This window comes from Streptomyces sp. URMC 129, from assembly GCF_051386415.1.
Classification (GTDB): domain Bacteria; phylum Actinomycetota; class Actinomycetes; order Streptomycetales; family Streptomycetaceae; genus Streptomyces.
Genome location: NZ_JBPQTQ010000048.1, coordinates 1 through 14,143, shown reverse-complemented (window position 1 = coordinate 14,143; position 14,143 = coordinate 1). Strand labels below are relative to the sequence as shown.

Genomic DNA, 14,143 nt, shown 5'->3' with positions numbered 1-14,143 from the left:
GTCAAAGTGGCTCATCGGTACGGACGTTGGGACCCCGCAGGGCTCCGGGTCTCAGCGGATGGCGCCTGCCGCGAGGCCGCTTGCCAGGCGGTGCTGGACCAGGACGAAGAAGACCAGGACCGGCAGGGTGATCAGGGTGGAACCGGCCATGACCGCGCCCCAGTCGGTGCTGTATTCGCCGAAGAAGCGGTGCAGGCCGACCGCCGCCGTGTACGTGCTGTCGTCCTGCATGAAGGTGAAGGCGAAGACGAACTCGTTCCAGGCGACGATGAACGCGAAGACGCTGGTGGCGACCAGGCCGGGGGCCACCAGCGGCAGCAGGATCGTGCGGAACATCCGCCACCAGTCGCAGCCGTCGAGGTACGCGGCCTCCTCGATCTCCCGCGGTACGGCCGCCACGAAGCCGCGCAGCGTCCAGATCGCGAAGGGGAGGGAGAACGCCAGGTAGACGATGGTCAGCCCGAGCAGGCTGTTGAGCAGTTCCAGGTCCCGCATCTGGATGAACAGCGGGATGACCAGCGCCTCCAGCGGCACCATCTGCACGACGAGGATCATCACCAGCATCTGGGTGCGCAGCCGGAACCGGAACCGGGCCACGGCGGTCGCCGCGAACAGGGCCAGCAGCCCCGACAGGACGACCGTGCCGAGGCCCACCAGCGCGGAGTTGAGGAGATAACGGCCGAACTCGCCGGTGTCCAGCACGTACCGGAAGTGGTCGAGGGTGAAGCCGGAGGGCAGCACCTCCGAACCCCGGTGGTCCGCCTCCGGGTCGAAGGCGGAGCTGACCATCCAGTAGACGGGGAAGAGGGTGAACGCCAGCAGGGCCGCGACGGCGATCCCGAGCCCGGCGCGGCCGGCCGTGGACGTGCGGTTCACAGCTCCTGGTCCTCCCTCGACAGCACCCTGACGTAGACGACCGTGATGGCCAGCAGCAGCAGGGTCAGCAGGACGGCGATGGCCGAGCCCGTGCCGTACTCGTTGTGCCGGAACGACTGCACGTACGACCAGACGCCGAGGTTGAGCACGTCCGGGTTGGAGCCGGAGCCGCCGGGCATCAGGTAGACCTGCGCGAAGACCTTGAAGTCCCAGATGGTCGACAGGATCGCGACCACCGCGAAGACCGGTCTGATGGTGGGCACGGTGATCCGCCAGAACCGCTGCCAGGCCGAGGCGCCGTCCATCAGGGCCGCTTCCGGCAGCTCCCGGGGGATGGTGAGCAGCGCCGCGTAGACGGTGATGGCGACGAACGGGAAGCCGTGGTGGACGACGTTCAGCGTCGCGATGGCGTAGAACGACCAGCGGTCGGTGAACCAGTTGGTCTCGCGCGGCTCGATCAGGCCCGCGCCGGCCAGCCCGTCGGAGACCACGCCGTCCAGCGGGTCGAAGATCCAGATCCACACGTAGGTCCCGGTCACGGCGGGCATGGCCCAGGCCGTCATGATCACGCTGGAGCAGACGATCCGCCAGGCGCGGCCCAGGCGTTGCAGCAGCAGGGCGACCAGGGTGCCCACGACGAGGGTGAGGACGACGCAGGCCCCGGCGAACAGGACCGTGTTGGGCAGGACCTGCTGCCACAGGAAGGGATCGCCCAGGATCTCCCGGTAGTTGTCGAGACCGGTGTACCGGGTCTCGCCGGTGTTCATCTCCCGCAGCCCGTAGTCCTGGAAGGACAGCATCACCACCCGCGCCAGCGGCCAGAGCAGCAGCAGCGCCAGCACGCCGAGGGCCGGGGCCAGCAGCAGCCAGGGCCGCAGGGCGCGGCGGGTCCGGGCCGCGCGGCAGGCGGCGGGCCGGGTCGTCTTCCGGAGGTCAGCCGCCAAAGGTCTCGTCCATGGCCGCCGCGGCCTCGTCGGCCGCCTCCCGCACGGACTGGTCGCCGGACAGGATGGACTGGAGCATCCCCTGGATGATCTGCTCCCCCTGCACCTGGCCGTACAGCTCGGTCACCGGAAGGCTGGCGCCCGCCCGCAGCATCTGCTCGGCGAACGGCGTGACCAGCGGGTCGTTCCGGGCGTGGACCTCCTCCAGCAGGGACTGCTGCCCGGGGAAGTACCCGGACTGGTCGGCCCAGGCGGCGGCGAAGTCGCCGGTGCTCATCATCGTGATGAGTTCCCAGGCGAGTTCGGGCTCGTCGCTGGTGAACTCCCCCAGGAGGGAGCCGCCGACGAAGGAGGGGCTGTAGCCGCCGTCGCGGCCGGGGATCGGCACGACCCCGATCCGGTCGGCCCAGGCGGGGTCGTCGTCGAGGAGGGTCCTGACCGTCCAGTTGCCGTTGATGACCATCGCGGCGTCGCCGTTCTGGAAGCTCTCCAACTGGTCGGTCTCCAGCCACGTTTCGGCCGCCGCGACCGACAGGCCGTGCTCGGTGGCGAGCGAGGTGTAGAACTCGATGCCCTCGACGGCCTCCGGCGAGTTGATCGTGGAGCGCCACTCGCCGTCCCCGGCCGGCTCGGCTATCTCGCCGCCGGCTCCCCAGATGAACGGGTCGACGGCGTACTCGGTGCCGCCGATGACCGGGAACGGGATCATGCCGGGCTCCAGCTCCTTGAGCCGGAGCGCCACGTCGCGTAACTCCTCCCACGTCGTGGGCGGCTGGAGATCGTGCTCGGCGAAGACGTCGGCGCGGTACATCAGGGCGCGGACGCCCGCGTACCACGGCATGCCGTAGACCGCGCCGTCGACCGTGCCCGCCTCGTACAGACCCGGCACCAGGTCGTCGCCGAGGCCGTCGGCCTCGATGTGCTCCGAGAGGTCGGTCAGCGCGCCCGCCGCGCCGAACTCCGGCGCCCAGGTGGTGCCGATCTCCGCGACGTCCGGGAGTTCGCCGCCCGCGATGGCGGTGGTGAACCGGTCGTGGGCGTCGGCCCACTGGATGAACTGGACATCCAGCTCCGCGCCCGTCCGCGCGGTGAACTCCGCCTCCAGCTCCTCGACGTACGGCCCGGCGTCGGGGTTGGTGCCTTCCATGATCCAGACTTCGAGGGTGGTGACGTCACCGCCGTCACCGCCGTCACCGCAGGCCGTGGCCGCGCCGAGGGCGAGCACGGCCGCGCCGGCGACCAGCCGCCGCGTCCGCGAGCGAGGGGAACGTCGCCTGGGCGTGGGGGAATTCCGCATGACCAGTCCCGTCTGTGAGGTCCGCAGATCATCGGGCCGGCTGAGCCTCGATGAGCGTCGATTGTGACAGCGCGGAGTTCACCCGGACCAGACGGTCGCATCACGGAACGGCACCGTTTGTGGGCTGGACCATTGGCGGCACGGAACGCGTGCGAACGCGAACGAGTCCGCACGCCGTTGTGCGGACCGTCTGTGGGGACCGGCGTCAGACCGCCAGCGCGCGGTCGGTCGGCCGGACCGGGTACGGCAGGGTGCTGTGGCCGGTCAGGTAGCGGTCCACGCCGCGCGCCGCCGCGCGGCCCTCCGCGATGGCCCAGACGATGAGCGACTGGCCGCGGCCGGCGTCGCCCGCCACGAACACGCCGTCCACGTTGGTGGCGTAGTCGGCGTCCCGCGCGATGTTGCCGCGCTCGTCCAGCTCCAGGCCGAACTGCCCGACCAGGCCGTTCTCCCGGTCGGTGCCGGTGAAGCCCATGGCCAGCGTGACCAGTTGGGCCGGGATACGCCGCTCGGTGCCCGGCTTCTGCGTCAGCTTGCCGTCCACGAACTCGACCTCGACCAGGTGCAGCCACTGCACGTTGCCGTCCTCGTCGCCCTCGAAGCGGGTGGTGGAGACGGAGTAGACCCGCTCACCGCCCTCCTCGTGGGCCGAGCTGACCTTGAACGTCATGGGGTACATCGGCCACGGCTGGTTCGCCGGCCGGTCCTCGCTCGGCCTGGGCATGATCTCCAGCTGCGTGACCGAGGCCGCGCCCTGCCGGTGCGCGGTGCCCACGCAGTCGGCGCCGGTGTCGCCACCGCCGATGACGACCACGTGCTTGCCCTCGGCGGAGATGGGCGGGGTGATGAAGTCGCCCTCCTGCACCTTGTTGGCCAGCGGCAGGTACTCCATCGCCTGGTGGATGCCGGTCAGTTCGCGGCCCGGCACCGGCAGGTCGCGCGCGGTGGTGGCACCGGCCGCGATGACGACCGCGTCGTACCGGTTGCGCAGCTTAGCCGCGTCGACGTCCCGGCCGACCTCCACGCCCGTGCGGAACTTGGTGCCCTCCGCCCGCATCTGCTCGATGCGGCGGTTGACGTGCCGCTTCTCCATCTTGAACTCGGGGATGCCGTACCGCAGCAGCCCGCCGATCCGGTCGGCGCGCTCGTACACCGCGACGGTGTGCCCGGCCCGGGTGAGCTGCTGGGCGGCGGCCAGCCCGGCCGGTCCCGAGCCGATGACGGCCACGGTCTTGCCCGACAGCCGCTCCGGCGGCTGCGGGGTGACCGAACCGGCCTCCCACGCCTTGTCGATGATGGTGACCTCGACGTTCTTGATGGTCACCGCGGGCTGGTTGATGCCCAGCACACAGGCCGACTCGCACGGCGCCGGGCACAGCCGCCCGGTGAACTCCGGGAAGTTGTTCGTGGCGTGCAGCCGCTCGCTGGCCGCCTGCCAGTCGCCGCGGTACGCGAGGTCGTTCCACTCGGGGATCAGGTTCCCCAGCGGACAGCCGTTGTGACAGAACGGGATGCCGCAGTCCATGCAGCGCCCGGCCTGCTTGCTGATGATCGGCAGCAGGGAGCCGGGAACGTACACCTCGTTCCAGTCCCTGACCCGCTCGGCGACGGGACGGCTCTTGGCGCCCTCGCGCTGGGTGGTGAGAAAGCCCTTCGGATCAGCCATGGGTCGCCGCCTCCATCATCTTCTCGTGGGTTTCGGACTCCGACAGTCCCGCTCGCTCGGCGGCGTCCTTGGCGGCGAGCACGGCCTTGTACGTGGTGGGCATGATCTTGCTGAAGCGGGCGAGGGCCGCGTCCCAGTCCTTCAGCAGCTTCCCGGCGACGGTGGACCCGGTCTCCTCGGCGTGGCGGCGGACCACCTCGTGCAGCCAGTCGCGGTCGGCCGCGTCCAGCTCCTCGACCTTGACGAACTCGGTGTTGACGTTCGCCGGGTCCAGGTCGACGACGAACGCGACACCGCCGGACATGCCGGCCGCGAAGTTGCGTCCGGTCGAGCCCAGCACGACGGCCCGGCCGCCGGTCATGTACTCGCAGCCGTGGTCGCCCACGCCCTCGGCGATCACGGTCGCGCCGGAGTTCCGCACGCAGAACCGCTCCCCGACCCGGCCCCGCAGGAAGATCTCGCCACTGGTCGCACCATAGGCGATGGTGTTGCCCGCGATGGTCGAGAACTCCGCCAGGTGGTCAGCGTTCCGGTCCGGCCGCACGATCAGCCGGCCGCCCGACAGGCCCTTGCCGACGTAGTCGTTGGCGTCGCCCTCCAGCCGCAGCGTGACGCCGCGCGGCACGAACGCGCCGAACGACTGCCCCGCCGAGCCGGTGAAGGTGATGTCGATCGTGTCGTCCGGCAGCCCGGCGCCGCCGAACTTCTTGGTCACCTCGTGGCCCAGCATGGTACCGACGGTGCGGTTGATATTGCGGATCGCGATCTGGGCGCGCACCGGCTGGGCGTCCTCCGGGCTGCTCGCGGACAGCGCGTCGGCGGACAGCCGGATCAGCTCGTTGTCCAGCGCCTTCGCCAGTCCGTGGTCCTGCTCGGTGGTCCGGTGCCGGGGAGCGCCCTCGGGCAGCTCGGGCACGTGGAGCAGCGGGGCCAGGTCCAGGCCCTGCGCCTTCCAGTGGTCCACGGCCCGCTCGACGTCGAGCAGTTCGGCGTGGCCGACGGCCTCCTCCAGCGTGCGGAAGCCCAGCTCGGCCAGCAGCTCGCGGACCTCCTCCGCGATGAACTCGAAGAAGTTCACCACGAACTCCGGCTTGCCGGTGAAACGTTCACGCAGCACCGGGTTCTGCGTGGCGATGCCGACCGGGCAGGTGTCCAGGTGGCAGACCCGCATCAGGATGCAGCCCGACACGACCAGCGGCGCGGTCGCGAAACCGAACTCCTCCGCGCCGAGCAGCGCCGCGATCAGCACGTCGCGCCCGGTCTTGAGCTGTCCGTCGGTCTGCACGACGATCCGGTCCCGCAGCCCGTTGAGCAGCAGCGTCTGCTGCGTCTCGGCCAGGCCCAGCTCCCACGGGCCGCCCGCGTGCTTCAGCGAGGTCAGCGGCGAGGCGCCCGTTCCGCCGTCGTGCCCGGAGATCAGCACCACGTCCGCGTGCGCCTTGGAGACGCCGGCCGCCACGGTGCCCACGCCGACCTCGGAGACCAGCTTCACGTGGACGCGGGCCGACGGGTTGGCGTTCTTCAGGTCGTGGATGAGCTGCGCGAGGTCCTCGATCGAGTAGATGTCGTGGTGCGGGGGCGGGGAGATCAGGCCGACGCCGGGCGTCGAGTGCCGGGTCTTCGCCACCCACGGGTAGACCTTGTGGCCCGGGAGCTGGCCGCCCTCGCCGGGCTTGGCGCCCTGGGCCATCTTGATCTGGATGTCGTCGGCGTTCACCAGGTACTCGCTGGTCACGCCGAAGCGGCCGGAGGCCACCTGCTTGATCGCGCTGCGCCGTCGCGGGTCGTAGAGACGGTCGGCGTCCTCGCCGCCCTCGCCGGTGTTCGACTTGGCGCCGAGCTGGTTCATGGCGATGGCCAGCGTCTCGTGCGCCTCCTGCGAGATGGAGCCGTAGCTCATCGCGCCGGTCGAGAACCGCTTGACGATCTCGCTGACCGGCTCGACCTCGTCCAGCGGCACCGGCGGGCGGGCGCCGTTCTTCAGCCGGAAGAGGCCGCGCAGCGTCATCAGCCGCTCGGACTGCTCGTTCACCCGCTGGGTGTACTGGCGGAAGATGTCGTACCGGCGCTCGCGCGTCGAGTGCTGGAGCCGGAAGACGGTCTCCGGGTCGAACAGGTGCGGCTCGCCCTCGCGCCGCCACTGGTACTCGCCGCCGATCTCCAGGTCCCGGTGGGCCGGGGCCACGCCGGTGGCCGGGTACGCCTTGGCGTGCCGGGCCGCGACCTCCTTGGCGATGACGTCGAGACCGGCGCCGCCGATCTTGCTCGTGGTGCCGTGGAAGTAGGTGTCGACGAACGCCTCGTCCAGGCCCACGGCCTCGAAGACCTGCGCGCCGCGGTAGGAGGCGACCGTGGAGATGCCCATCTTGGACATCACCTTCAGCACGCCCTTGCCCAGCGCCTTGATCAGGTTCCGGGTGGCGGTGGTCGTGTCGACACCGGAGAGGAACGTGCCGCGCGCGACCAGGTCCTCGACCGTCTCCATGGCCAGGTACGGGTTGACGGCGGCGGCGCCGTAGCCGATGAGCAGCGCGACGTGGTGCACCTCGCGCACGTCACCGGCCTCGACCAGCAGCCCGACCCGGGTCCGCTGCTTGGTGCGGATCAGGTGGTGGTGGACCGCCGACGTGAGCAGCAGGGACGGGATCGGCGCGTGCTCGGCGTCCGAGTGGCGGTCGGACAGCACGATGAGGCGGGCGCCGTCGGCGATGGCGGCGTCGGCCTCGGCGCAGATCGCGGTCAGGCGGTCGGCCAGGGCCTGCGCGCCGCCCGCGACCCGGTAGAGGCCGGAGAGCGTGACGGCGGCGAAGCCGGGCAGGTCGCCGTCGGCGTTGATGTGGATGAGCTTGGCCAGCTCGTCGTTGTCCAGCACCGGGAAGGGCAGGGTCACGCTGCGACAGGAGGCCGGGGTGGGCTCCAGCAGGTTGCCCTGGGGGCCGAGCGAGGACAGCAGGGAGGTGACCAGCTCCTCGCGGATGGCGTCCAGCGGCGGGTTCGTGACCTGCGCGAACAGCTGCGAGAAGTAGTCGAAGATCAGCCGGGGCCGGTCCGAGAGCGCGGCGATGGGCGTGTCGGTGCCCATGGAGCCGATGGGCTCGGCACCGGTCTTGGCCATCGGGGCGAGCAGGATGCGCAGCTCTTCCTCGGTGTAGCCGAAGGTCTGCTGGCGGCGGGTGACCGAGGCGTGGGTGTGCGTGACGTGCTCGCGCTCGGGCAGGTCGGCGAGCTCGATCAGCCCGGCCTCCAGCCACTCCGCGTACGGGTGCTCGGCCGCGAGCCGGTCCTTGATCTCGGCGTCCTCGATGATGCGGTGCTCGGCGGTGTCCACCAGGAACATCCGGCCCGGCTGGAGACGGCCCTTGCGCACCACGCGCGAGGGCTCGATGTCCAGGACGCCGACCTCGGAGGAGAGCACGACGAGTCCGTCGTCGGTCACCCAGTACCGGCCGGGGCGCAGACCGTTGCGGTCCAGCACGGCGCCGACCTGGACGCCGTCGGTGAAGGTCACGCAGGCCGGGCCGTCCCAGGGCTCCATGATCGTGGAGTGGTACTGGTAGAACGCGCGCCGGGCCGGGTCCATCGACTCGTGGTTCTCCCACGCCTCGGGGACCATCATCAGCACGGCGTGCGGCAGCGAACGGCCGCCGAGGTGCAGCAGCTCCAGCACCTCGTCGAAGCTGGCGGAGTCCGACGCCTCGGGCGTACAGACGGGGAACAGCCGGTCCAGCTTCGCCGGGTCGCCGAACAGGTCGCTGACGAGCTGCGACTCACGGGCCCGCATCCAGTTGCGGTTGCCCTGCACGGTGTTGATCTCGCCGTTGTGCGCCACGAAACGGTACGGATGGGCCAGCGGCCAGCTCGGGAACGTGTTCGTGGAGAACCGCGAGTGGACGAGGGCGATCGCCGTGGCCATGCGCCGGTCGGACAGGTCCGGGAAGAACGGCTCGAGCTGCCCGGTGGTCAGCATGCCCTTGTAGACGAGCGTGCGCGAGGACAGGGACGGGAAGTAGATCCCGGCCTCCCGCTCGGCGCGCTTGCGCAGGGCGAAGACGCTGCGGTCGAGTGTGAGACCGGTCTTCTCGCCCCGGGCGTCGGCGACGAAGAGGTGCCGGAAGAACGGCATCGTCGCGCGGGCGGCGGCACCGAGCAGGTCGGGCGTGACGGGAACGTCGCGCCAGCCCAGAACGGTCAGCCCCTCCTCGACGGCGATGGCGTCGACCCGCGCGACGGCCGCGGCGGCCTCGTCGGCGTCCGTGGGCAGGAAGGCCAGGCCGACGGCGTAGGCGCCGGCGGCGGGGAGGCCGAAGGCGACGCTCTCGCGGAGGAAGGCGTCGGGCACCTGCAGCAGGATGCCGGCACCGTCACCGGTGTCGGGGTCCGCGCCGGTGGCGCCGCGGTGTTCGAGGTTCCGGAGCACGGTGAGCGCCTGGTCGACCAGCTCGCGGCTGGCTTCGCCGGTGAGCGTCGCGACAAAGCCGACACCACATGCGTCGTGCTCGTGGCGCGGGTCGTACATCCCCTGCTTTACCGGGTGGGACGCAGAACGCATCGGCTCTCCCGTCGTCGTCTTGGTGGTGTGCTGTCCGAGGGACGACGCTGGCCCTGGTGCGTTAAATTTTCGTGCAGGTTACACGATGACCCGGATCCCGGGAAGCGGATACCACTGTCCACGATGCGGACTATGGGATGTCCTGCGGTGCGCTGTGGTGTCCTGTCGCCACGAGTCCGTGCCGGAGATGGCGGAAATGCCCGCCGTAGGCTCTCGACCCGGCGCGGGCGCCGATGCTCGCGGGACGAGAGAGCACATCCCCCCGGTTCAACCAGATGAAACCCTCTGGAAACAAAGCTCGTGTCGCGGTGATAGCGCCGAGGTTCCCCCTCGTATTCCCGCGCCGTGGATTTCCCATGCGGGACCTGGTCGAAGCCTCAGCCGAGCGCGGTACCGAAGAGGGACCCGATGACGTAGGTCACACCCGCGGCGGCGGCTCCGAGCCCGAGCTGACGGAGCCCGCTGAACCACCACGGACGGGCTGTGACATGTGCCACGACGGCCCCGCAGGCGAAGAGACCGAGCAGCGCCAGCGCGACGGCGGGCCACAGGGCGGTGGCGCCGAGGAGGTACGGCAGGAGGGGGAGGACGGCCCCGATGGCGAAGGACCCGAACGAGGAGACGGCGGCCACGGCGGGCGACGGCAGGTCGGCCGGGCCGACGCCCAGCTCTTCGCGGGTGTGAATCTCCAGGGCCTGCTCGGGATCGGCGGAGAGCTGCCGCGCCACCTCGCGGGCGAGCTCCGGCTCGACGCCGCGCGCGACGTAGATGTCGGTCAGCTCGGCCAGCTCGTCGTCCGGATGGCGCCGCAGCTCGCGGCGCTCGACGTCGATCTCGGCGATGACCAGCTCGCGCTGGGACGCGACGGAGGTGTACTCCCCCGCCGCCATGGAGAACGCCCCGGCGGCGAGCCCGGCCATACCGGCGACGGCGATGGTGTGGGAGGACGCGGAGCTGCCGGCCACGCCGCTGATCAGGCCGAGGTTGGAGACGAGCCCGTCCATGGCCCCGAACACGGCGGGCCGGAGCCAGCCTCCGTTGACGTCCCGATGGCTGTGATGCGCCTCTGCGGCCATGGTTCCTCTCCGTGCGCGTCGCTCGTTCGTTCAACGCTCAAAGAGTGACACCCATCCCGCGCGCGGACCAGCAAGGCAGGCCGTACTAACCCCGCTGACCTGCGGCTTTCGCCCGCCGCCGCCCCCAGAACCCCTTCGGCGCAGGCTCGGGCTCGGGCTCGGGCTCCACGACGGTGACCTCTTCCTCCGCCGGCACGGCGTCGGCTTCCGCTTCGGCAACAGCCACGGCGGCCGTGTCGCCTTCACCCGCCTGGTCGGCGACGACGGGCTGCGCGTCGGTGGCCGTGGTCTCAGTCGCGTCCGGCTCGGCACCTACAGCGGCGGCGGCAGCCGTCTCGCCGTCAGCCACCTGATCGGCGGCAACGGACCGCACCTCGGCGGGCGCATCGTCTCCACCCACCTGATCGGCGGCGACAGGCTCCGTCTCGACGGCCGGGGCCTCAGCCCCGCCCGGCTCGGCACTCACAGAGGCGGCGGCGGTCGCCTCGTCCTCACCCACCTGGTCGGCGACGACGACGGGCTGCGCCTCGGCCTCCGCGGTCTCAGCCGCATCCACGACGACCGGCTCGGCGGCCCCCACCTGATCGGCGGCAACGGACCGCACCTCGGCGGGCGCATCGTCTCCACCCACCTGATCGGCGGCGACAGGCTCCGTCTCGACGGCCGGGGCCTCAGCCCCATCCGGCTCGGCACTCACAGAGGCGGCAGCGGCCGTCTCGCCCTCACCCACCTGGTCCATGGTCTCGGTCGCGTCCGCGTCGCCGTCCGCCACGACCGGCTCGGCGGTCTCCGCCGGGGTGACGGTCTTGTCCTTGTCGTCCTCCACCGCCGTCGCGGAGGCGTCGTCGCCTTCCTCCACGGGGGCCGGTTCCACCGCCTCCTCGCGGCCGGGGCGGCGCTTGGCGGAGAGCACCAGGTAGATCACGGCACCGACGAAGACGATCATCGCCGTCCAGTCGTTCAGCCGCAGGCCGAAGAACTCGTGGGCCTCATCGATCCGCAGGTACTCGATCCACGCGCGGCCGACCGTGTACGCGGCCACGTACAGCGCGAACGCCCGGCCGTGGCCCAGCCGGAACCGGCGGTCCGCCCACAGCACCAGCAGGCCCACACCCAGGCACCACAGCGACTCGTACAGGAAGGTCGGGTGGAAGGTACCGCTGTCGATCCCGTTGTCGATCTCCACGGCCCAGGGCAGGTCCGTGGCCTTGCCGTACAGCTCCTGGTTGAACCAGTTCCCCCAGCGCCCGATCGCCTGGGCGAACGCGATGCCCGGCGCGACCGCGTCGGCCATCGGCGGGAGCGCGATGCCCCGTCGCCGGCAGGCGATCCACGCGCCCACCGCACCACCGGCGACCGCGCCCCAGATGCCGATGCCGCCGTCCCAGATCTTGAACGAGTCGACCCAGTCCCGGCCCTCGCCGAAATAGAGCTGGTAGTCGGTGATCACGTGATAGGCACGGGCCCCGACCAGGCCGAACGGCACGGCCCATACGGCGATGTCGGCTACGGTCCCCGGCTGTCCGCCACGCTGCACCCAGCGTCGGCCGCCGAGCCAGATGGCGAGAAAGACGCCGATGATGATGCACAGCGCGTATCCGCGCAGCGGGAACGGTCCGAGGTGGATCTCGCTCTCGCTGGGGCTGGGAATTGAGGCAAGGATCTCCATGGTGTGCCCGACGCTACCGTGCCCGGCACGTATGACCGAATCCAAGGCCCACGTTCCTTCCCTGTGTCACCGCCATCGGCGGCATCGGCACGTCGCGGTCAGTTCCGGGGGAGGAACCGCAGCCCGTGATCGGCGGGGATGTCCTCGCTCCGGTCGTACGGATCGCGTGCCGGTCATGAGCCGAGAGTCGACCAGCGGATTGAGAAGCCGCCGGTCACGGCGCCGCGCCGAGAACCGGATGTCGGCGCCCTGCTCGCCCTCCACCACCTCGGTCCGGCCGCGCACCGTGACGACATCGCCGAGCAGGGTGGTGTGTTCCGAATGAAAGCGACTGAAGAGCGTCACCGCGTTGTACCCCGGCTGGACTCCCGCAGGGCGGTCGACACGGAGTCGCCGGGGATGTCCGAGCGGGGGTCGCCGAGCACGGCAGGGTCCAGGTTGATGGCGATGAGGAAGTACCGGGACATGTCCAGCGCCTCCGCCACACGGTCGGCCGGGATCGCCCCGACGGCCAGGCCTCCGGCATCTCGATGCCGTCCGCGCCCGTCCGCCCACTCCCCCCTGGCGAGCCGACGAAGGGATCGTCAGGGATCGGCCGGTCCGGATCCACCGCGTCCGGCGAGGCGATCGGCTGCCGGGTCGCGGCGGGCAGTGCAGCGACGGCTGCACGGCCAGCATGGCGCCCCCGACCCCCGACCCACCGCCCGGTGACCCTGATCACCGCGCGGCTCGGTACTGGTCGACATGCCCGCCCAGTGCGGGGTTTTCCGTTCTGCTTCAGCCACAACTCGGAGCAGCTCATCCAGCAAGTCGCCCCACCGGCTCAAAGGATTGGCCGGCATCCGCCATGAAAGGCACATGCAAATCACCGGTCACCGCGCGATAGAGCACATAGGTGAACCCGGAGGGAAAGTGGACCCACTCCCCCATGTCGACCACGACGCTCCACTCAAGAAGCTCACCGCTCGGCGGCCTCAGGAAAACCTGATTTCCCCCTGTAGTGCGCGCCACTGGAATGCACCCACCAGGTTCGGGATATATGGCGTAAGGAATTTTGTAGCTGGGCACGTTCCGCAGGAATTCGTACTGCCCGGCAACTTTCTCGACCTCTTCGAACAAGTTGAGACTGCTGTCGTCTCTCGGTGCGGCCGGGTGGAAAATCAGGAGGGTGTCACCGACACAGCAGGGACCGTACGCCGAGACGAACTCCTTGTAATCCCGCGGTAGCCGGGAACTTACGAAGCTCTCGAAGCTTTCCCAGTCCGTCTCGATGGGGCGGTCATACAGAGGAGGCCCGAGCAGCTCCTCGAAGGCCGAGAGTTCCATGATCAGCCATCCTCGCAGTCATATCCACCAGTCGGCCGATTATAGACGACGCAAGCCAGCTCGAAGCCCCCGGAACCGATAGCCCGCATGCGTATCTCTTCGGGAATCGCAGGATCCTCACGATAAATTGGGACGACAGCATACATCACGGTCTCACCGCTTTCGGCCGCCGCGCGAATTTCACTCTCCAGCGCGGACATATGCGGATGATTAGCAGGGTTCTGATAGCCTGCCACAAAGTTGCGCAAGGTTCCATCGGCACCCCCCAATTGGTTCCCTATGAGGTGCAGCGCCGCACGATTCTTCACGGGAAGACGCTCGTATCCGGCCGGCTTCCATTTCGGGTCCAGCCGCCACGGCCGTATGTCGAATGAGTCGATGACGCCTACCGCACCCGTCGCTCGGCAGTCGTTTGGTCCAGGACCGAAGCGGGTCATGGGGGCGTAGTAAAAGGAAGGATCGCCAGAGGGAAGATCCCGTTCGCAACTGTTCCTGGTTCTCCTGGAAGACGGGTCCGACCCCGAATCGCCGAAGCCGGCGTCCGGATCGAGGTCCACATCGGGGAAGAGGTCCTGAAGTTGCTCTTCGCCGACTTCCTCCGGACCGTACGGCCCCTGTTCCGGCAGAAGATCACGGTTCTCGGTCTCGGTGATGACCATGTCCCAGCCCTGGTCGAGCGACCAGCGGCCCGCGTTCGGGTTCCAGTTGGGCCGGGGTGGCGGCAGGGTCGGGGCGGGGGT

The 14,143-nt window shown here is 70.0% G+C and carries 9 protein-coding genes and 1 pseudogene; all 10 read right to left on the bottom strand.

Annotated features, from left to right (window positions below; all coding sequences use genetic code 11):
• Positions 1-51: 51 nt before the first annotated feature.
• Positions 52-876 carry a carbohydrate ABC transporter permease gene (locus tag ACSNOC_RS12480; RefSeq protein ID WP_436747435.1) on the bottom strand — a complete coding sequence of 275 codons (825 nt, stop codon included), beginning with the start codon at positions 874-876 and terminating at the stop codon, positions 52-54.
• The gene (locus ACSNOC_RS12475) at positions 873-1,820 is read right to left on the bottom strand and encodes a carbohydrate ABC transporter permease (RefSeq protein ID WP_436747434.1); all 948 of its coding nucleotides are present in this window, start codon (positions 1,818-1,820) and stop codon (positions 873-875) included. The genes ACSNOC_RS12480 and ACSNOC_RS12475 overlap by 4 nt, the downstream gene beginning before the upstream one ends.
• Entirely contained in the window at positions 1,810-3,117 is a 1,308-nt protein-coding gene (locus tag ACSNOC_RS12470) for a sugar ABC transporter substrate-binding protein (RefSeq protein ID WP_436747433.1), read from the bottom strand. Before ACSNOC_RS12470 ends, ACSNOC_RS12475 begins: the two co-directional genes overlap by 11 nt.
• A gap of 205 nt (positions 3,118-3,322) precedes the next feature.
• A complete protein-coding gene (locus tag ACSNOC_RS12465; protein ID WP_436747432.1) occupies positions 3,323-4,783 on the bottom strand; it encodes a glutamate synthase subunit beta in 1,461 nt (486 codons plus the stop codon).
• Positions 4,776-9,332 carry a glutamate synthase large subunit gene (gene gltB / locus ACSNOC_RS12460; protein ID WP_436747431.1) on the bottom strand — a complete coding sequence of 1,519 codons (4,557 nt, stop codon included), beginning with the start codon at positions 9,330-9,332 and terminating at the stop codon, positions 4,776-4,778. Before gltB ends, ACSNOC_RS12465 begins: the two co-directional genes overlap by 8 nt.
• 377 nt (positions 9,333-9,709) lie before the next feature.
• A complete protein-coding gene (locus ACSNOC_RS12455) occupies positions 9,710-10,408 on the bottom strand; it encodes a VIT1/CCC1 transporter family protein (RefSeq protein WP_436747430.1) in 699 nt (232 codons plus the stop codon).
• Between the two features lie 670 nt (positions 10,409-11,078).
• A pseudogene (gene lgt / locus ACSNOC_RS12450) lies at positions 11,079-12,077 on the bottom strand (prolipoprotein diacylglyceryl transferase); the annotation flags it as partial.
• A gap of 341 nt (positions 12,078-12,418) precedes the next feature.
• Positions 12,419-12,544 (bottom strand): hypothetical protein, encoded by a 126-nt coding sequence (locus ACSNOC_RS12445; protein ID WP_436747429.1) that lies wholly within the window; start codon positions 12,542-12,544, stop codon positions 12,419-12,421.
• A gap of 331 nt (positions 12,545-12,875) precedes the next feature.
• On the bottom strand, positions 12,876-13,403 hold the full coding sequence (locus ACSNOC_RS12440) for a hypothetical protein (RefSeq protein ID WP_436747428.1): 528 nt from the start codon (positions 13,401-13,403) through the stop codon (positions 12,876-12,878).
• Between the two features lie 2 nt (positions 13,404-13,405).
• Positions 13,406-14,143, bottom strand: a 738-nt coding sequence (locus ACSNOC_RS12435) for a DNA/RNA non-specific endonuclease (protein WP_436747427.1), incomplete at its 5' end; no start/stop codon positions are given.

Coding starts and splice junctions, on each gene's coding strand:
- ACSNOC_RS12465 (WP_436747432.1), bottom strand. CDS start 4,783: ATGGCTGATCCGAAGGGCTTTCTCACCACCCAGCGCGAGGGCGCCAAG.
- ACSNOC_RS12440 (WP_436747428.1), bottom strand. CDS start 13,403: ATGGAACTCTCGGCCTTCGAGGAGCTGCTCGGGCCTCCTCTGTATGAC.
- ACSNOC_RS12470 (WP_436747433.1), bottom strand. CDS start 3,117: ATGCGGAATTCCCCCACGCCCAGGCGACGTTCCCCTCGCTCGCGGACG.
- ACSNOC_RS12445 (WP_436747429.1), bottom strand. CDS start 12,544: ATGTCCCGGTACTTCCTCATCGCCATCAACCTGGACCCTGCCGTGCTC.
- ACSNOC_RS12455 (WP_436747430.1), bottom strand. CDS start 10,408: ATGGCCGCAGAGGCGCATCACAGCCATCGGGACGTCAACGGAGGCTGG.
- gltB (WP_436747431.1), bottom strand. CDS start 9,332: ATGCGTTCTGCGTCCCACCCGGTAAAGCAGGGGATGTACGACCCGCGC.